The organism is Clavibacter michiganensis subsp. insidiosus, assembly GCF_002240565.1.
In the GTDB taxonomy this organism is placed as follows: domain Bacteria; phylum Actinomycetota; class Actinomycetes; order Actinomycetales; family Microbacteriaceae; genus Clavibacter; species Clavibacter insidiosus.
Genome location: NZ_MZMO01000002.1, coordinates 25447 through 44340, shown reverse-complemented (window position 1 = coordinate 44340; position 18894 = coordinate 25447). Strand labels below are relative to the sequence as shown.

Genomic DNA, 18894 nt, shown 5'->3' with positions numbered 1-18894 from the left:
CGCAGTTACGGAACTACGGCCTGCTGTCGCGGCTGAGAGCACCCACGGCGCCGAAGGGGACGACGTACTCAGCGGGTGCCATCGGGGCGGGGGAGTGGTGCACGTCTCCTGGCTTGTCCTGCTGGGAGTGATCGCGAATCCAACGGTGTGCCGCGCCCGCGGCGCCCTGTGTGCGGAGCACATCCGCGATGGCGTCGGCCGCAGTGCAGTCCAGCGCGGCGGCCAGGCTTCCCGAGAGCTCGTCGGCGGAGAGCACATCCACCAGGCGGGCAAGGGCGGCCGTGGCCGCGGCGGCCTCGGCGACGGTCGTCGTGATGGTGAGGGCGTCGTAGTCCTCGGGGACGAAGGTCTCCCAGACGGGGTGCTCGATGCGGTCGAGGTCGTCGGCGGTCACGGAGCACTGCCGGACGGCGGAGGGGTGCGTGATCGTCGTCGTGACTGCCGGTGTGGTGGTGGGTCGGGCGGCGGGCTCGCCCCAGTTGCTCTCCCATGCGATGGCAACCTCGCCCTGCGGGCCTTCGGCGCGGTACTCGTAGGCGGCTCGATGCTCGCTCTCGGTGTGGGGGCGGCGGGTGCAGGTCCACAGGTTCCCGAGGACGTCGTAGGTGGTCTCACCGCAGCTCTCGCCGGCGGGGGAGAGGTCGGCGTCGGGCGCGAGCGGGTCCATCTCGCGGTCGTGCAACTGGCGGGGGCGCTCGTAGGTGATGTACATCGGGTCTCCTGTCCGGTTTGGTGAGGGGCCTCGACACTGGGTGTCCGCGCTCTCACTCCTCCTCGTTCTTTTGCCGTGAAGGCGCTTGTCGCCTTCTAGGGAGGTCGGGTGGAGCGCAACCCGGTAGGGCGGTGGGGGAGAGAATTTCGGGCCGAAATAAGGGAGCTTGCGACCGCGTCCCGAAACTCTCGGAGGAACCGGCGGCGCAGCCGCTTGCGCGGAAGCCGGCCGACCGCACACTGCCGAAGGCTTCACGGCATAAGAACGGGCCCGCAGGGTCCGTGGCTGTGCCGCGCAGCGGCTCCGATGGAGCGCAGCGACCAGCGCGGCCGAGCCGCGCGCGCCGCCACGCGGCGCCCCACCAGCCCCCCCCCAGCACGACGTCGACCGGCGGAGTCCACCACGTCGACGTCAGCAGCAGCTAGGCAGCCTCCCCGAGGTGCTGACCAGCGGGCCGCGGGGTTGAGAGCGCTGTCGAGGACGGGCGCTCGAGCTGCACGGTGGTCCACACGAGTGGCCATCCGGGGTAGCGGGGCCGGCACGGCCTCACCCGCCGTCGCAGCCGGCGCACGAGCGCCCGCAGGTGCGCGGGGCAGCGGGGGCGCGTCAGCCCGAACAGGGGTAGAGCAATCCTGCTTCGCCTCTCGGTACCCTCTTCACATGGCTAACATTCCTGCGGCGACAGATATTAAGGACTTCACATTCTACGAGTGGTTCATCGCTGTACTCACGTCTGTCGCAATTATCGTGATGGGAATTGGTGCAGCTAATGGTGACTTGGAACTTGTCGGGCTGGCTGCACCATTCGGCGTACTTGGGCTGGCTCTAGCCGCAGGCGGTAAGGGCGCTCTGATGTGGGCGTCCGGCATTCTCGTCGTCCTCGGGTCCGTGTTCGCAGTAATGACCACGTTCGGCACCGAGTACAACCCGAAGGTGCTGGGCCTCTTCGCTCTCCTGAGCCTGCTGCTGGATGCGCTTGCACTTCGTCGGTCGGTCCGCAACGGGTCGAGCAACTAGGCGGCCTCGCCGAGGTACTGCCAGCGGGCTTCGGTGTTGAGGGCGCCGTCGAGGACGAGCGCTCGAGCTGCACGGTGGTCCGCCCGGGTGGCTGTACGGGGGTAGCGGGGCCAGACGCGCTCGCCCGCGGTCGGCGCCGCGAAGAGGGGCCGGCTCGACACCGTGGGGCGTCGGGGTCGGGCTCGAGGAGTGGTGTGCATCGTCGTGAGCTCGGCATTCCACCAGGCCCAGACCTCTCGCTCCGCCTGGTACCGGTGTGCGCGGTCGAGGAGGAGCCCAGCGACGTCGACGGCGCGTGCGGCGGCGTCGCGGAGGTCGCGGGCGGCTCGGGTCCATCCGTGGGGGTGGGTCTTGATGAGGCGGTGCTGGCGGAGCCGGCTGAGGATCGTCGCGGTGTGGCGGGTGCTCACGCCGAGGATCCGGGCGGCGCCGTCGACGGTGAGGGCGGTGTGCTGGCCGAGCGTGGCGTAGAGCCTGCCGGCGAGGTGTCCAAGGCCCGGGCGGGTGAACAGGTCGTGGCGTTGGTCGACGAGCTCGTGCTCGAGGAGAGCGACGAGCTCGGCGCGATGGGCGAACAGTTCGGCCGGGGGGCGGGGGTTATCGAGTGGTTGTGACCCAACTGCACCGTGGGCTGTGGAAAGTCGCCAGGTTACCCGCCATTCCGCGGCGTTGCCGGCGTCGGACGCGGTGACGCGGTCGATGAAGCCGGCTTCCTGGAGGGCCTGGAGGGCCCGCTGCGCGGTGCTGCGGCCAAGGCCTGCCATCAGGGCGAGATCCCGGATCGAGGCCGCGACGGTCCGCTTCCCGGTCTGCAGGGTGAGGTAGGTGAGGGCGGTGAGGATCGAGCGCCGGGAGGCGTCGGCCTCGGACCGGGCCCATCGGCCGGGGGTGACCCGGAACGAGGTGAGGATGGCGTCGACGTCGGCGACGATCGCCTGCAGCTCCGTGAGGTCTTGCGGCTCGCGGCGGGCCGGGAGCGGCCGTTGTACGGCCGCGTACTGCTGGGCGCGGGACCATTGCCGTTCCAGGCGTTCGCGTGCCTCGGCGGTGCTGCGGGCGCGGCGGCCGCCGCGGCCGGTGTTCTTGGTCCGGTAGTGCTCCATGCCCGGCGCGGTCCGGGCGGCGTGCTCGACGTCGTCGAGGGTCCAGCCGGCGTTCGCGGCCGCGAGGAGGCACATGAAGCCCGTCCAGGACGGGTTCCCGCCGCCGTCGATCGTGGCCATGTGCGCCGCTCCTGCGCGGCTGAGCTCGCGGTGCGTGCGGTGGCGGGCATCGACGGGGCCCGACGGGGCGCTGTCGGCCGTGCGCGGCGCCGGCGCGCGCTCGAGGAGGAGCGCGGTGAGCGCGTCTAGGTCTGCCGTCGTCGTCGACGGTGTCAGGAGCGCGTCGATGCGGCCGGTGAGGACGCGCGAGCTGGTGCCGTCGCGGTGTGGGGAGAGCGGGGGACGGGCAGCGCCTTCGGCGGGGTTGCGGAGCATGCCGTGGTCGAGGGTGGAGAAGTTGGCGCGAGCGGCGGCCGCGAGGGCGCCGACCTGGGCGGCGTCGGCGCCGCCGTCGACGGCGATCCAGACGTGGCGGCCTCCGCCGGCGGAGGAGCGGCAGAGCACGTGCGCGATCGCCAGCTCGTCGAGCGTGCGCGAGAGCACGGCGGCCTGGTCTTGGGCCTGTTCCATCAGCTCCGGGACCACGCCGGTGCTGTCCTTGCCGTCGAAGTCGAAGCACAGCAGCCGGTACCGGCCGGCGGGATCTGCCAGGCGGATCGCCCACGGCGTCGACGGCGCCGCGGCGCCGAGCTGGTGCAGACGTGGGTAGCTGTTCCCGTCGAGCCGGCCGTAGGCGTCACGGACCATCGACCGCACCTGGTCGCGCGGGCTCAGGCGGCGCGTGAGCTCCCACGCCGCCCCAAAGTGGGGACGTGCGGGTGCAAATACCGCATCGTGCGGTACAGTGACGGACATAGCGAAGCCTCCCGTGAGGGCTGGTGGAACTTCCTTAGCTCGAACCTCGGTGCTGCCAGGCTTGGAGGGTTAGAGCTACAACACGTGCAGGAGCCCGTCGCGGAAGCGGCGGGCTCCTTCGTTTAAGCGACGTCTGCGATCGGCAGCTCCTCGTCAGCGGTCATTGTGAAGCGCGGCAGGCTGCCGCTCTGCTCAGCGAGACGGCTGAGCAGAAGTTCCATGTACAGCCCCTCGGCGAGGTTCGACTCGGCAGCGGCCTTCTTGACGGCGGCGAGCTGGTCCGCGGGGACCCAGAAGCGGCCAAGCGCGAGGTTGGCGCGCTCTTCGCCACGGCGGCGTCGCTGAACTCCCTTAGTGACTGACATGGGCACATCCTCTCTGATCAGGGAGTCCGCGGGCGGCTGTACTGTCGGTGTGTCGGATGCTGTGCTCAGTAGCACGGCAGCCCACGTGGACTCTATCAAAATAGGGATGCCCGTGTTACTCTTATTAGAGTGCCCATCTCGTTAATCACGCATGCGCGCTACTCATCCAGGTTGGGGCCGCTCTTGATACGATCCTGAGATGGGTAGACGTGCAAGCGGGACTCCGTCACCCTTCTCCAGGCAGATCGTCAAGGCCGTCACGCGCCTCCGCGACGAAGCCCACATGACCAACGTGGAGCTCATCCGTCAAGCGGACTTCTCCCCAAACTACTTCTACATGCGCCTGCGCGGCGATGCGCTCTTCGACACCAACGACATCGACAAGCTCGCTACCGCCTTCGGGGTGAGTCCGGCAGACGTCATCGTCCTCGCAACGTCCCTCTCCGACGACGACGAGGAGTCCGGCACCATCACGATCACTGACTCCGCGGAGCTCGCTCGCCGCCTCCGCTTCCTAAGCGGACCCGACGCGCCCACAGAGAGCGTCGTGAAGGGGCTCATCCAGGCCGGTGCAGAGGTGACTGCCGCCGCATGGGATGCGCTACTCGCAGGTTCGGGACCCCGGCGGGTTGCGGTATCCCTCCTGAGCGCCGCTGCGGAGCACTTCGGAGTGGACTTGTCGTACCTGACAGAGCTGCAGGGGACAGATTCCGCGGCGCAAGTTGAGGCAGAGGTATCGTTCCAGCGCGCTCTGCGCGATTCGGGGGCTACTGCCGTGGCCGCTCGTGCGCTGGGTGACGTATCGCCTGGAGCTCTGATCGCAATCACTCAGGCCATCCGATCAATCGAGAAGGGCCGCCAGGAGTGAACGGTACGAGAGAGCTGTGGGACACCACAGGCGAGATCGGGAAGCGCAGTGCCGCCGTGTTCGCCGCCCACAAGCTCGACGTGCCGCGCACGGTCGATGATCTGGTGCAGGTCGTGTCGCAGATCAGCGGCAAGCCCGTCATCATCGAGCGGCTGGGGGACGAGCGGTGGGAGCGCCTGACGGCGCTCTGGCTCGCCTACCCGGACCAGGACGTCGTGCTGGTCCGCTCCACGGACTCGCCGCTGTACCAGACCCATTGCGTCCTGCACGAGCTCGCCCACATCGTCTACGAGCACCCGGGGTGCGCGGACTTCGCGACGCCGGGGGACGTGAGTACATTCGTACGCGAGGGCTGCACTGTTCGCGGGCGCCGCCTCGAGCCCGACACGGCGCGGGTCACCACGCGCCACGACACGTTCGAGGGCGAGGCCGAGAGCCTGGCCCGCCTCCTCGGACGATCGCTCCTCCGGCCCCGCTACCTCGCAGATGAGCAGGCCTTCGGATAGATGGGCTCGATCCACACCGCCGCGTTCGTCATCCTCTCGCTCGTGTTCGTCCTCCGAACACGATCCGCCGTCCGCACCCCCCGCGCCCGCCTGTCATGGCTGGCGTCCGGGTTCGGTGCCCTCGCCGTCCTGACGCTGGGAAGCATCATCCCCGTCGAGGTCATGGACGGCGCCCTCGGCGGAGACAACGTCCTGTACCTCGTGCAGAACTACCTGGCATCGACCGCGTTCTGGCTCCTGGTCCTCTCCACGGTGCCCGAGCACGACGTCGCACGCATGGGACCGCTCCGCCGCTACGGGCCGATGATGGTCGTGTTCGCGGGCTTCACGATCGCCTTCGTGAACATCCACCGCGGACCGACGTCAATCACGTTCATCCACGACCACATCGAACAGCTGAGCGCCGTGCTGTGCGCCTCGATCTACCTCGTCGGCATCGTCGTCATCTCCGTGCGGCTCGTGATCGCCGCACAGCCCAGCCGCAGCGCAAGCTACTGGCCGTTCAGGATCGGCGGAGCGCTCTGCACCGTCGGCGCCCTCAACGAAATCGTGTGGCTCTTCATCGGCCACTACATCATCCAGCCGGCCGTCGTCCAGGCCGCCGGCTACGCGGCATTCGACCCGCTGTTCTACTCCGGCGTGATCCTCATCGTCGCGGGCATCGCCTCATTCACCGTCCGCAAGTGGGTCCGCGACACGCGGATGACGATCGCCATCCGACGCCTAACGCAGACCATGAGCAGCGCGAACGTCCCTGTGCCGCAGGTCAGCCGCCAGGACGTGTACGGCGACAACCGGCTCATGACCGCCTACGACCTACTGATCCGCCTCCGCGACGAGGAACTCGCGGGTCGCATCGACCTCACGCCTCACAACCGGCGAGTCGTCGCCGGTGCTGAGGCGGTGCTGACCCGGGAGCTCGCCAGCTCGCAGACCACGAGCGAGGCCCGGCCTCGCCCCACGAGAACGGACGCACGATAGTGGCCTACTTCCTCCGCGCCGGCGTCGGCGCCGCCGTCCTCATCGGCGCCGTGTTCGCCCTCGCGATCAAGCTCGCCCGAGTCGCGGTCATGCCCAAGCCGTTCCGAAACGTCCACGTGCACGCTGTCGAAGCCGGCCGCGTGACGCTCGAGGCCAACCCCCGCACCACACACGCGGGGACATTCGGGCTCTCCTACGACGCCGGCGCCGGCCACGCGATCATCGGCGAGATCCTGTCTACCGACCGCCGCGCCAAGACCGTCGAGCGAGCCGTCCTCGCTACCGTCGGCAGCCCGCTACAGCCGACGCGCTACTCCCACTGGGAGGGCGACGTCTTCAGCGGGCCGCGCGAGATTGACGAGGCCGCGCAGGACGTTGACATTCCCGTCGCAGGGGGCACCGCCCCGGCCTGGCTCATCCCGCCCGTCGACACCGTCCCGGACGACAACGACACCTGGGCGATCCACGTGCACGGGATCCGCACTACGCGGATCAATGCGCTTCGCACGGTGCCTGCAGCACGAAGCCTCGGCTTTACCTCCCTGGTCGTCTCGTACCGGGGAGACGGCGAGGGTCCCACGACCTACAAGGGCGCCTCCATGCTCGGCCTGGCCGAATGGCCCGACGTCAACGCAGCCGTCACCTATGCGGTGAAGCACGGCGCTCGACGAATCGTGCTCTTCGGTTGGTCGATGGGCGCCAGCGTCGTGCTGCTCACCTCCGAACGATCCGAGCACCGCGACCTCATCGCGGGCGTCGTCGTCGTCTCTCCCGCTCTGCAGTGGCGCGGAACCATCCGTCACGGTGCGCACATCGTGGGCCTGCCCCGCGTGTGCGGCGACCTCGCGATGGCGGCCCTGTCCAGTCCCCGAGTGAGCCGCATCGTGGGGGTGCCCGAACCCATCGACTTCGACGCGATGGACTGGAGCGTCCCCGGCCGCATTCAGAAGCCCTGCCTCGTCGTGCACTCCGCTGGCGACGAAAAGATCCCGCTCGCGATCTCGAAGATGGTCGTCGCCGCGAACCCTGACTACGCCGATCTGTTCGAGACCTCCCGTGCCGGACATGCTTGGGAGTACAACGTGGGACCCAAAGCGTTCGACAGTGGCATCGCAGCCTGGCTCCGGACTCTGCCTGCTCACGTAAGTCATAACCTAGATAAGTAGACACGTCTCTCCCTGTATAGGTACACTCTATCGCGTCGGTGTACCCATGAGAGGAGGGTCGCATGCGCGACTTCTCGCGGACCACGAGTGCCGGCACCGGGCTCAGCACGTCCGAAGAAGCCATTGCACCGCCGGTCGCGGTCATCCACGCAGTGGGCCCTCTGTGGGCAGTTAACGGCCAAGTCGTCGCGGTCGGCCCAGGACAGGACCCCCGGCGGTCGGTGCTTGATGCCGTAGCTCGAGCTATCAGCCCGCCCCGCCCCGCCCGCGTTGTCATTACCGACGGCTCTCGAGTAACACGCGTAGTGCTCCGCCCCGACGGCAGTTCGGTCGCGGAGGGGGACGACGCACACCTCTGGGTAGGCCCGAGCGAAGCCCCTGCAGCGCCGCCCCAAGTCGCGATCGTCGGCGTGCACCCCCTTTCCGGCGCGACTACGTGGGCCCAGCTACTCCACCTCCGAGAGACGGAGTTCGACCAGCCCCTGCTTCCGACCGAACGCGCGCTCCTGGTGTGCCGGTCCGTCCCGGCGGGCCTGGCGCAGGTGAAGTACGCGATCCGGGATCTGGGACGAGATCGCGTCGCGGCGGTGCTCGTCGTCGCAGACGCGCCCGGTCGCCCGATCGCAGCGGCAATGCGGGAGCAGAAGGTCGTGGCTGGGGCGGCTCCCGCCATACGCGTCCCATGGGTGGCCGCGCTACGCGGCGCTTTGCAGATTCCTAATCCGGCCACGGGGCGCCTGGCGCGCGTCGCCGCGCGAGTAAACCAAGCCGTCACAGCGGTCATCTACGAGGAAATGGACAAGAACTGATGATAAGCGAAGTAGCATACGCGGCCATCGTAAGAGCCCCTCATATCGCAGCTGCAGCTGATGGAGCTGGATATGTCGTTGCCCAGGCGTACTGCCTGCCGGGCGCGGCGCAGGATGGCATGGACACCGGTAGGCTTTGGCTGGCGATCGCCGCAGTTTTCGCCGCCGTGTGCTCGTTGGTGATGATCGGTATGGGAATGTGGTTCCAGACACAGCACCATGACGGTGGCGCAATGTTTAAGACATTGTCTCGCTGGATCCTCGGAGCGGTCATAGTAGCGGGAGCCGGCGGAATTGCGACGGCCTTCCTCGGTGTCATTTCAACCGCCTGCACTCCGATCCCGACATGAATACACAACATTCCACAGGCAGAGGGCGGCTTTCGCGGGCCTGGCATTCAAAGCAGGCGATGTGGGGTGCGTTCATCATCCTTGGAGCCGGCCTTGCCGTAGTGATCCTCGTGACGGTCCTCGGGATCGTCTCGCCGAAGAATCAGAGCACGGAGGACGCCGGAGCGTCCGCGCCAGTGGTGGGCGGGTCTGCAGCTCCTCAGACGGCGGCGGCTGCACCCGACGGGGGGTGCCCGGACGTGCCGGGTGACTCATCCCTGCCCCCGACAGCGCCCGCAGACCTCAGGTACCAGACCGGCGCCGAAGGGCTGACGTGGCCGGTCTCGGCGTCAGCGGGACCGACGAAGACCGTGGACGGGTTCGACGCGTGCTTCGCGCGATCCCGCGTCGGGGCTGCGCTAGCCGCAGTAACCGCCGTGTACAGCCAGTACGACACGCGCCACGCGATCGCCGATGCTCTGAACTTTTACATCGCCAATTCCCCTGGTAAGCAGATCGCGGTCACGCAGACCACGAAGGGTTCGGATCCGTCGAAGATGATTTCGGCAGGAATGACTTCAGCAGGCTTTGTTGTCGACGCATTCAGTCCGGATCAGGCGCAGATCACACTCGTGTACACGTTCCCTTCTAGCCCGACAGGCTACGGCGGTATTCCGTGCACGGTGGCCTGGGTTGACCACGATTGGAAGCTTATCGTGCTTGACAACGGTGAACTTTCCGCAGGGCAGGCGACAACTCCCAGCAAAGGTGATTTTGTGCCGTGGACAGGAGGCAAGTCGTGATCATGCACCCGCTCGATGCGGCTAGCGATGCTGCGGCTAACGCTGCGTGTGGCCTTATCGCACCCTGCGGCCTTGCGAAGAGCGCAGTGCACAGCGCCGCCAATGGTGCATTCCAAGACACCGCGGATCAGATGTTCGACGGCTTCGATTCGATAACCAAGGGCTTTCTTACATCCTGGACTGGGCACTCCTTCATTGTGGATATCGAAGGCGGAGCAAGCCAGTGGTTTCGCGACACGAATTTGCCCCTTAATGTGTCCTTATTCACACTGGGTCTTATAGTTGCCGGGATCCGCATCATGCTGTCAGTGCGAGGTGAGCCACTCAAGGACGCCGTAAGTGGTGTTATACGCGTTCTCGCCATCACGACGGCGGGAGCCGCGGCCATCAAAGTCTTTGCGTGGGGCTCCGATGCCTACTCACAATACATCTTGCAGGTGTCGGGCGTGAACGCGGGTGGCTCGGCGCTTATCATGTCATTCGCGTCGAATTTTCCCGCTCTTGCTCTCATTTTCGGATTGGTTGGGATTCTTGCAGTAGGGTGCCAATGGATCATTATGATTGTTCGTGATGCCACACTGCCTCTCCTGAACGCATTTTGGCCCTCCGCTGCGGCAGGGTCGCTATTCGAAAGAGGGCAGCAGGCATTTGAGAAGGTCACTTCTTGGATAATTGCCTTCCTTATCTACAGCCCCATCGCTGCTGCCATTTACGCTTACGCGTGGAGGTTGAAGGGCGGAGATGACGGGCCTGGGGGAGTGCTGACCGGCCTGACACTGATTGGCCTTGCCGTTCTCACTCTTCCCGCCCTTATGCGCCTACTGGTGCCGGCCGTCTCTGCTGTCGGCAGAGCGTCCGGCGGCACGATGGCACTCGGCGCCATTGCAGCTGCGGTATCGGCCGGTGTCGCGGTTGGTGCTGCGGTGGCGACCGGCGGCGGCTCGGCAGCAGCAGGATCGGGCGCGGCATCCAGCACCGGCACTGCGGGAACGGCAGCCGGAGGAGAAGTTGGGACGGCCGCGGCCCCCACCGGAGCGGATACCTCGAGCGGCACTGGCGGCGCGGTCGGTGGCGGGAACACGACCGGTGCCGACGCGGCCGGCGGCGGCTCATCTACAGCAGGTGCGGACGGAGGCGACGCCTCAGACAGCTCGGGGGGACCGGTTGCATCCGGATCGTCCGGATCATCGTCAAGTGGCTCACGAGCTGGGTGGACGGCAGCTCAGAGCCTGGTCGACAGCGGAGCGTCACGCGGCGGGACAGCGGAAGGAATGATCGGTGAGTGAAACAGTAAAGACGGCCGAACGCGTCAAATTCGGGAACTGGTTGCCGACGGCGAAGCCCACCTTCGGGGGTCTGACCAGAATCGGCGGGTGGGGTGTGCTTCTGTCGTCGATCTTCCTGATGCTTATCGCCGTCACCTTCGGGGCATGGGCATTCGGCCTGTGGATTCTCGCTCTCGCCCTTCTGTGGGAACTGCTGTTCGTCCTCCGATTCGGATTACCGAACGCGGGTCGCACCATCGCCGCGCGATGCGCAGACAGGCTTTCACACAGGTCAAGGAATTCGGCCGGGAGCACAGTTTACAGGACAGGCATTTTTACTGCTCTGCCCGATGATGCGCTCCTGGCACTACCGGGACCCTTGTCGACGCTCGAAGAGATCGACGGCGTGGACGGCGAGGGCGCACCGTTCGTCCTCCTCCACCACATGAAGAACTCATCGACACCTACGCTGACTGCGACATTCGTCTGCAACCCGGATGGCACATCAATGCTCCCTCAGGAAGCTGTCGACAATCAGGTCGTGGAGTTCGGGGGCTGGATCGCCTCACTGTCCACGGACGAGGCGATCGAGGGCGCTGTCATCGTCGTGGACTCCTCGCTCGCATCGTCTGCACCTCTCGTCGAGAAGATCGCGGCTGGAGTGTCGCCGTCCGCTCCGGACCTCGCTAAGCGAGCCCTGCTCGAGGGGGCGCGACGGCTGCCGGCGCGCTCCTCATCGGTCGAGGTGTTCGCGACCGTTGCGTGGGCAAGGAAGGAACTCGGTGACACCGTCGAGGATGCGGCCGCCGAGGTTGCCGCCCGGCTGCCGGATCATCGCGCAGCTCTGGCCAACGCGGGCGCGGGGCGGCCCTTCGTTGCCACGAGCGAGGATCTTGCCCGCTCAGTGCGCATCGCGTACCGGCCCGATCGCGAGCAGGAGATCGCGCTCGATGAACTCGCCGGGCAGCCGTTCACGCTCCGCGTTTCTGACGCCGGTCCGGACGAATTCGATGACAGTGCGCGGCGTATCTGCTACCACGACGGAGTTGCCTCGGTGACGGTGATGATGCTTGCGCCGCCCCAGAAGCTCATTACTGAGGACAGCATGAACGCCCTGTTCCATCCGCAGGACAAGTTCCTCCGCAAGCGCGTGGCCGTGTTCTGGCGACCACTTACTCCGGGAGAAGCTGTTCGTCGTGCGGCGGAGCTTCGTCGGAGTACAGGTGTTGCTGCGACCTCGAAGGCAAAGGCGTCAAGCCTCGATGCGAAGATGGTGGCCTTTGCCGATCAGACAGAAGTCGATCTCGTGACAGGCGCGTCAATGACTCGATTCGCGATTGAGGTCACTGTCACCTTCGAGGCGAATCCTCGTGCGCAGCGGGACGCGCTGCAGAAACTGAAGGGTCTGCTCGCCGCGACAGATCTCACCTGGCGCTTTATCGAGACCAATACAGCAGCAGGGTTCCACTCCACCTTGCCCCTGGGTCTGCTGCCGTGGCAGTACGAGACCTTCATGCAACACCTGGCAGAAGGCGGAAACTAATGGGCGGCACGATGACGCGGCGGCTCACCCGGACCCCGATGGGATTTCTCGGGCATGGCGGCGGTATGTGGTCTCGCGTGCCGCAGGCCCCCATGTGGTTCTCCACGTCAGTGCAGGGTTGCGGGATCTACCCCTTCGGCGTCGGCACCGGGCGCCCTACCGATGGTGCCCCGCTCGGCCGAGACGTCGACACTCATACCGCCGTGTGCACAGATCACGAGGCCCTGTACCGAGCGAACGTCATCTCATCACCGACCGGAATCCTGTTCGGTATCAACGGGGTAGGGAAGTCGACCACCGCCCAGACGATCCTGCTTGGCCAGATGGGGCGCGGGCTCACCCCAGCGGTGTTCGACCCGATCAAGGGCGAGCACGTGCCGATGATCAGGGCGGTGGGCGGGCAGGTATTCTCCATCGGTCCAGGAGCGGGGCGCGACAAGCTCAACATCGTGTCGCCCGGCCCACTCGGTGCCGCCGCAGCCAGAATCGGCGGACACGTCGGCGAGGAGCTCGCGCAGCTGGCTCGGGACAAGGCGGTCGCCCTGGTCCAGCTCAATGCTCGCGTGAGCCGCGGCCACCCGCTGGACGACATCGAGGACACAGCTCTTGAAGCGATCGTGGACTCCCTGCGGGAACGCACCTCGCGACCGGTAACGCGGGATCTCGTGACGGTGTTCGACGCCGTCTCGGACCGGATGCTGCATGTGACGGGACAGCGGGATGCGGACTCGTTTCGCGCTCGTTTCGCTCGCCTTGGGGAGACGCTGCGGTCCATGATCTCGGGGGAGATGGGCCAGATGCTCAGCGGAGTGGACTCCGTCGAGTTCGATCCAGGCAATCCCGGGGGCTTCTGCTTCGACACATCGAGCATCGACCCCTCCAACACTCGGCTGTTGTCGGCGGCGATGCTCTCTACCTGGTCACTCGGGATGGACGCGATCGACGCGCACTGGGAGATCGCGCAGCATGAACAGCGCCTCGTGGAGGAGGCAGCTCTCGCGGGTGAGATGTACGTGCCCAAGGTGACGTGGTCGGGGTACACGTCCCTTATGGATGAGTGTTGGTACCCGCTGCGAGCGTGCGAGGGAATCGTCGACCGCTACGATGCGCTGATCCGAACAAATCGCAGCAAGGGTGTAGCGGAACTGAAGGTCACACATTCGCCAAAGGACCTTATCTCCCTTCCGAACCCGGCAGACCGTGAAAAGGCTCGCGGTTTCGTAGAACGTTCCGGGCTTGTCTATCTCATGGCTCTCACGCGGGACGATTTGGAATCACTGAGCGGTATCCGTCGGCTGACTTCAAAGGAGATCAACCGCGTCGCGAGCTTCAACGCCGCCCCGTCATGGAAACAGCCCCCTCGCCGTAAGGGCGAGAAGGGGGCACCTCCTGGTGCCGGCCGGGTCATGTTGAAGCTGCCGGAGCGGGCAGGGATCACCGTGCAGATGTTCCAGACCGATGTGCAGCAGCAGCTCCACGTCACCGATGAGCGATACCGGCAGTAGGAGGACCACGTGACCACGACACCCCTCGGAGCGCTCGAGCTGCTCTCCACAGGCAGCGAGCTGCACATCGGAGACGTCACCTTCGCTGGTGACAGCTCGTATCCGGACGTCCTCGAATGGCTCAGCCATCAAGCGCAGGTGCAGGGCGCTCCGGTGCTGGTGCACAGCGTCGAGAGGCCGTCGGGCCAGGAGAGCTGGTTCTCGGTCGATCTCGATGGCTCCGTTCACCCCGCTGGCCCCTCATCGCCGTCGCCCGAGCGCGCGGCGCCGGCGCCGATGCCGACCACCGCTGTGTCGCGGTCGACGACGGCTCCCGCACCGGTGGCTGTCGATCCGCTGCCACGTCGGGCGGATGTGCGGTTCGTGAAGCCGGCGAAGCCGCGGCCGCGGACCGGGCTGCGAGCCGCCGTGTACGCAGCGACCGGGGGAGTGGTGAACCTCGGCCAGTCCGCGCTCGAGCGGGAGACCGATGAGCTTGCGGCGCGGATCAGCCGGAAGCTGACCGGCAGCCACTCCACGGCGATCCTCTCCTTGAAGGGCGGCGTCGGGAAGACGTCGACGACCGGCGGCGTCGGGATGATGCTTGCCGAGTACCGAGGCGACCCGCCGTGCGCGGTGGACATGAACCCGGACTCCGGGGATCTCGCCGAGCGCGTGGTCGGCGAGGCGGCCTACGACGTGGCGACGGCCCCGACCGTTACCGACGTCGTCCGGGAGGCAGAGGCGATCGGATCTCTCACCGAGCTCGGGCGGTACATGCACCACGCGAACCGGCTGCATGTCATCGCGGGGGAGCAGGATCCCGAGGTGTCCGACGCGCTCAACGCCGAGGACCATGCCCGGGTCCAGGCGCTGGTGGCGCGCTACTACAGCGTGGTGCTCACCGACTGCGGCACGGGCGTCTCCCACCCGGCGATGGCCGGGATCCTCCGCAGCGTCTCCAACGTCGTGATCGTGACCGACTGGGCGGTCTCGTCGGCCGATCGGGCTGCCCGGGCCATCGGCTGGTTGCGCGAGCACGGGTATGCGCGCCTCGCCGAGTCTGCGATCGTCGTCATCACCGACATGGCGGACGTGCCCGACGAGGTGGACCGCGCGGCTATCGCGCGGTTCCTCGAGGTGTCGTCAGCGCAGCTCATCCAGGTCCCGCGCGACCGTGCCGCGGCCGGGGGCGTGCAGATCGTCCCGGAGCGGGTGTCGCCGGCAACGAGGCTGGCGTGGATGCGCATCGCGGCCGCGATCGTCGACGGATACCGGTAGAGCCCGCTGATGTCCAGGAAGACCATCCTGACGGCCCTTGCCGTGCTCGTCGTGCTCTCGGTGATCGTGGGCCTGATGCTCGCAGCGCGCAGCGTGCCGGCGCCGCAGGCCGCCACCTCGGCCGCTCCGATGCCCGATGCCGCGGCTCCCTCGCCGTCGACGAGCCCTGATGAGCCTGCTGACCGCGCGCAGGCGTTCGCGGCCGCGGCCGCGTTCTGCCGTCCCGACGTCGACTCCGGGACGTGGCAGCGGACGCTGGACCCGTACCTCACCGACGACGCACGCGCCCTCTACGCCGCGACGGCGCCGGCGAACGTCCCCTGTGAGGACGTGCGCGACGATGGGGGTCCGGTAGGCGATCAGCAGACGTTGACGGATGCGGCGTGGCAGTTCGACGCTGCCGTGGGCGGGCCTGTGACGGTGACCCTGCACCGGGATTCGACGGCAGCCGTGTGGCTGGTGTCCTATGTCAATCCCACCGGATATGCGCCGTGAGCAAGGGCAGCATGCTCGGGATCCTTGTTGCGGCGCCGGTCATCGGACTCGTCGCGGTGGTCGTGGTGATCTTCACGGTCATCGTCGGCGGCGGAAGCGATGGGGCGTCGGCCGCCGGCTGCGGCACCGGGGGGCCAGCGATAGCCGTGGAGTCCGGTCAGCTCCCGGCCGCGGTGGGTGCGTACTCCGGCGAGCAGGTCGCGAACGCGGCTTCGATCCTCACCATCGGCAAGCAGCGCGGTCTCAACCAGCACGCGCAGCAGGTGGCGTTGATCGCAGCGATGACCGAGTCAGGGCTCCGCAACCTCGGCGGAGGCGATCGCGATTCCGCCGGCCTCTTCCAGATGCGCCCCTCACAGGGCTGGGGCACGCTCGCGCAGATCACGGACACGGGGTACGCGATCAACCTGTTCTACGAGCGCCTCACGCAGGTCCCCGGGTGGGAGAGCAAAGAGCCGGGCGAGGCCGCACAGGCGGTGGAGCGCTCGGCGTTCCCGGACCGGTACGCCACGCACCTACCCGAGGCAGCACAGGTGATGAACGCGCTCTCGGGGACGACCGTCGTGCCCGTCTCGAGCACAGATGAGGGCCTCGCCTGCTCGCGCGCAGGAACCGCCGATCCCGGTGAGCTCGCGGACGGCGAGCAGCCCGCGCGCGGCCCGCATGCGGCCGAGATCAACCAGGTCATCGCGTTCGCGAAGCTGCAGCTCGGGAAGTCCTATGTCCTCGGGGGAGCGGGCCCCGACGTCTGGGACTGCTCCGGGCTCACGAAGGTCGCCTACGCACAGGTCGGCATCGACATCGACGACGGGCACTCGTCGACGACGCAGTGGCGCAACGGCGTCGCGCGCGGTCAGATGCATCCGCTGTCCGAGGTCCAGCCCGGGGACCTCATCTTCTGGGGCGGCAACGACGCCTGGCACGTCGGCATCAGCCTCGGCGGGAACATGATGATCGCCGCGCCCAAGGTCGGCGACGTCGTGAAGATCCAGACCGTCTGGGGCACCCCGAACGCCCAGGTGTGGCGTCCCGTCGACGGCCTCTGACCATCAGCACCACCGACCGAACGAAGGAGCACACGATGAGCGATGGACGACTGCACACGAACGCGCCTCCGCGGCGGTGGCGCCGGCGGGGCCTTCTCCTGATCCGCAACACCGCCGCTGGGTTCGTCCTCGGGGTGGGGCTGTGGGTCCTCGCCCTGCTGTTCGCCAGTGCCGTCTCCCTCGTCGTCCCGGACATGGGTCCCGGCGCGGCAGCAGGCGCCTGGGAGACCGCATGGGCACCCTCCGGGTACCTGTTCACCGGAACGCTCCTCGCCGGACTCCTCGCGCTCGTGACGATCGTCGTCTGGTGGCAGATGGACCAGCTGCAGCGCATCTCGTCGATGCGGACCGGGCGGACGTGGTGAGCATGGCCGGGATCGGCCGCGCGATCACCGCGACAGCGGAGTACGTCCAGGACGTCGCCGACGCCTACAGGAGGGCACGCCTGGAGCGAGACGAAGCGATCGTCGCCTCTGTCGCGGTTCTGGGGCAGAAGGGCGCCGCGGAAGCTGCCGGGCTATCGCGGCGCCGCGTTCGGCAGCTCGTTGACGATGCCGAACGGCGGCGGCTCGTCGACGAGGACGACGGAGTGCAGGAGCACCGCTGATGTACACGCCCGCGCCCGACCCGATCCAGATGGCGTTCGAGCAGTTCCGGTGGCCGTGGTGGGGGACACCGCTGCTCATCGTCCTGGTGGTGCTGGCCCTCGCCGGCGCCGTGCTCGCTCTGATCCGCATGCGCGGACGGCATCCCGTGGACCGGATGCAGCGTCACCTGCGCGCCGGCAACCGACTCGCCCCGGTGTTGTATCCGGCACGGTTGAAGGCCACACGCGAGGACCTGCACCCGAACGTCGAGGATCTCCCGCCCGGGCAGAAGATCGGGACGCTCGTCGGCGCCGGCGCGACGTGGGTGTGGCAGGGGTGGCGTGACGTCGCGATCTACATCTTCGGGCCCGGCCGCGGGAAGACCACGGGGTCCGTGGTCCGCCACATGCTCGAGGCGCCCGGCGCGGCGGTGATGACGTCGAACAAGGTCGACGGAGTGAAGGAGGTCCTCGCCGGCCGCCAGCGCGCGGGCGAGCAGTGGGTGTACGACCCGATGCAGGTCTACCGGCAGGACGCGCGGCCGGACTTCATCTACGACCCGCTGGACGATGTCACCGACCTCACGACGGCGCAGGAGATCGCGGCGATCTTCGAGGCCAGCACGAAGGACGGCGACAGCAAGAGCGACGCGCAGTTCGACTCACAGGGTCGCGACCTGTTCGCCTACGCGCTGCTCGCCGCGAAGCTCGAGGGCGAGGGCGACGCCCAGGTGTACACGTGGATCACGCAGCAGAAGCACGACGAGCTCCGCGCCGTCATGCGGAAGCACGGGCAGTCGGGGCCGGCGGCTGCATTGCTCGGCCTGCAGGGGCAGCCGGACAAGACGCGCGGCAGCGTCTACGCCACCGCGCAGCGCATGGCGTCGGCCCTCGCCAACGACAAGCTGCTCGCCTGGACCAACGCGCGGGGAGTGCGGCGGTTCGACGCGGACGCGTTCGTGCGCAGCAACGACACGGCCGTGCTGATCTCCCGCAACGGCGCGGGATCCGGTGGCGCATTCGTGGCTGCGCTCGTGCGGTCGATCGCGCGCGCGGGGGAGCGCGCCGCGTCCGCGGACGGGGGACGTATCCGCGTCCCTGTCGTGTTCGAGCTCGACGAGGTCGCGAACATCGTCCGATGGCCGGAACTGCCGGAGCTGGTGTCGTTCTACGGCTCCCTGGGGCTCATCCTCGGCATGTACTTCCAGTCGTGGGGGCAGATCGTCCGCACGTTCGGCAACGACGGCGCCGACGCGCTGTGGAGCACGTCCTCGATCCGCGTCTACGGGGGCGGCGAGTCCACCCAGTCGCCGTTCCTCAAGCGGTTCAGCGAGAGCATCGGCAACTTCGAGGAGTGGACGACGAACACCTCCTCCGGCCGCAACGGCAGCACGAAGTCGCGCACGTCCAGGTCGAAGCCGATCCTGCCGGCAGACGTGTTGGCGCACCTGCCGAAGTGGCGGGCCGTGTTCGACGCCTCTGACGTCGGACCGGTCCTCATCCGCATCCGGCCGTGCTTCGAGGACGAAGTGCTCATGGCCATGATCAACGGGCAGGAGGTGGTCAACGGCAAGATCGTGAAGCCGAAGAAGCCGAAGGGGCCGGCGGCTGAGCCGGAGGCGATCACGGGGAGGCCTGAGCATGTCGACGCCGTTTGACCCGACACGGTGGCCCGAAGTG

At 67.5% G+C, this 18894-nt stretch carries 19 protein-coding genes; 16 read left to right on the top strand and 3 right to left on the bottom strand.

Annotated elements, in window-relative coordinates:
• Positions 1 to 13: 13 nt before the first annotated feature.
• Positions 14 to 712, bottom strand: coding sequence for a hypothetical protein (locus B5P21_RS15860; protein WP_094171471.1), 699 nt, complete (start codon positions 710 to 712; stop codon positions 14 to 16).
• Between the two features lie 660 nt (positions 713 to 1372).
• Between B5P21_RS15860 and B5P21_RS16640 the strand changes: the two genes are divergently transcribed.
• Positions 1373 to 1729 (top strand): hypothetical protein, encoded by a 357-nt coding sequence (locus tag B5P21_RS16640; RefSeq protein ID WP_133064210.1) that lies wholly within the window; start codon positions 1373 to 1375, stop codon positions 1727 to 1729.
• Here the strand turns inward: B5P21_RS16640 and B5P21_RS15850 are convergent.
• Positions 1726 to 3579, bottom strand: a complete 1854-nt coding sequence (locus B5P21_RS15850; protein WP_246865343.1) for a helix-turn-helix domain-containing protein — start codon at positions 3577 to 3579, stop codon at positions 1726 to 1728. The genes B5P21_RS16640 and B5P21_RS15850 overlap by 4 nt on opposite strands.
• A 230-nt stretch (positions 3580 to 3809) precedes the next feature.
• Positions 3810 to 4052, bottom strand: a complete 243-nt coding sequence (locus B5P21_RS15845; protein ID WP_045530905.1) for a hypothetical protein — start codon at positions 4050 to 4052, stop codon at positions 3810 to 3812.
• Between the two features lie 283 nt (positions 4053 to 4335).
• On the opposite strand from B5P21_RS15845, the gene B5P21_RS15840 reads away from it, so the two are divergent.
• From B5P21_RS15840 to B5P21_RS15765, 15 genes are all read left to right on the top strand, one after another.
• Positions 4336 to 4920: a hypothetical protein gene (locus B5P21_RS15840; protein WP_165770630.1), complete on the top strand. Its 585-nt coding sequence runs from the start codon at positions 4336 to 4338 to the stop codon at positions 4918 to 4920.
• Positions 4917 to 5426: a hypothetical protein gene (locus B5P21_RS15835; RefSeq protein ID WP_094171467.1), complete on the top strand. Its 510-nt coding sequence runs from the start codon at positions 4917 to 4919 to the stop codon at positions 5424 to 5426. Before B5P21_RS15840 ends, B5P21_RS15835 begins: the two co-directional genes overlap by 4 nt.
• A complete protein-coding gene (locus B5P21_RS15830) occupies positions 5427 to 6407 on the top strand; it encodes a hypothetical protein (protein ID WP_094171466.1) in 981 nt (326 codons plus the stop codon).
• Entirely contained in the window at positions 6407 to 7573 is a 1167-nt protein-coding gene (locus B5P21_RS15825) for an alpha/beta hydrolase family protein (RefSeq protein WP_045530898.1), read from the top strand. Before B5P21_RS15830 ends, B5P21_RS15825 begins: the two co-directional genes overlap by 1 nt.
• Positions 7574 to 8115: 542 nt before the next feature.
• Positions 8116 to 8382: a hypothetical protein gene (locus B5P21_RS17440; RefSeq protein WP_236688890.1), complete on the top strand. Its 267-nt coding sequence runs from the start codon at positions 8116 to 8118 to the stop codon at positions 8380 to 8382.
• Between the two features lie 346 nt (positions 8383 to 8728).
• Positions 8729 to 9514 (top strand): DUF8175 domain-containg protein, encoded by a 786-nt coding sequence (locus B5P21_RS17730; RefSeq protein WP_080939404.1) that lies wholly within the window; start codon positions 8729 to 8731, stop codon positions 9512 to 9514.
• 2 nt (positions 9515 to 9516) lie between these two features.
• Positions 9517 to 10800 carry a hypothetical protein gene (locus tag B5P21_RS15805; protein ID WP_246865350.1) on the top strand — a complete coding sequence of 428 codons (1284 nt, stop codon included), beginning with the start codon at positions 9517 to 9519 and terminating at the stop codon, positions 10798 to 10800.
• Positions 10793 to 12322, top strand: coding sequence for an SCO6880 family protein (locus B5P21_RS15800; protein WP_094171464.1), 1530 nt, complete (start codon positions 10793 to 10795; stop codon positions 12320 to 12322). The genes B5P21_RS15805 and B5P21_RS15800 overlap by 8 nt, the downstream gene beginning before the upstream one ends.
• Entirely contained in the window at positions 12322 to 13827 is a 1506-nt protein-coding gene (locus tag B5P21_RS15795; RefSeq protein WP_094171463.1) for an ATP-binding protein, read from the top strand. Before B5P21_RS15800 ends, B5P21_RS15795 begins: the two co-directional genes overlap by 1 nt.
• A 9-nt stretch (positions 13828 to 13836) precedes the next feature.
• Entirely contained in the window at positions 13837 to 15087 is a 1251-nt protein-coding gene (locus B5P21_RS15790; protein WP_094171462.1) for a MinD/ParA family ATP-binding protein, read from the top strand.
• Between the two features lie 9 nt (positions 15088 to 15096).
• A complete protein-coding gene (locus tag B5P21_RS15785) occupies positions 15097 to 15582 on the top strand; it encodes a hypothetical protein (protein ID WP_094171461.1) in 486 nt (161 codons plus the stop codon).
• Entirely contained in the window at positions 15579 to 16628 is a 1050-nt protein-coding gene (locus tag B5P21_RS15780) for a C40 family peptidase (protein ID WP_094171460.1), read from the top strand. The genes B5P21_RS15785 and B5P21_RS15780 overlap by 4 nt, the downstream gene beginning before the upstream one ends.
• Positions 16629 to 16663: 35 nt before the next feature.
• Positions 16664 to 16993: a hypothetical protein gene (locus tag B5P21_RS15775; RefSeq protein ID WP_045530883.1), complete on the top strand. Its 330-nt coding sequence runs from the start codon at positions 16664 to 16666 to the stop codon at positions 16991 to 16993.
• Between the two features lie 2 nt (positions 16994 to 16995).
• Positions 16996 to 17235, top strand: a complete 240-nt coding sequence (locus B5P21_RS15770) for a hypothetical protein (protein WP_133064209.1) — start codon at positions 16996 to 16998, stop codon at positions 17233 to 17235.
• A complete protein-coding gene (locus tag B5P21_RS15765) occupies positions 17235 to 18872 on the top strand; it encodes a type IV secretory system conjugative DNA transfer family protein (protein WP_094171459.1) in 1638 nt (545 codons plus the stop codon). Before B5P21_RS15770 ends, B5P21_RS15765 begins: the two co-directional genes overlap by 1 nt.
• Positions 18873 to 18894 lie beyond the last annotated feature (22 nt).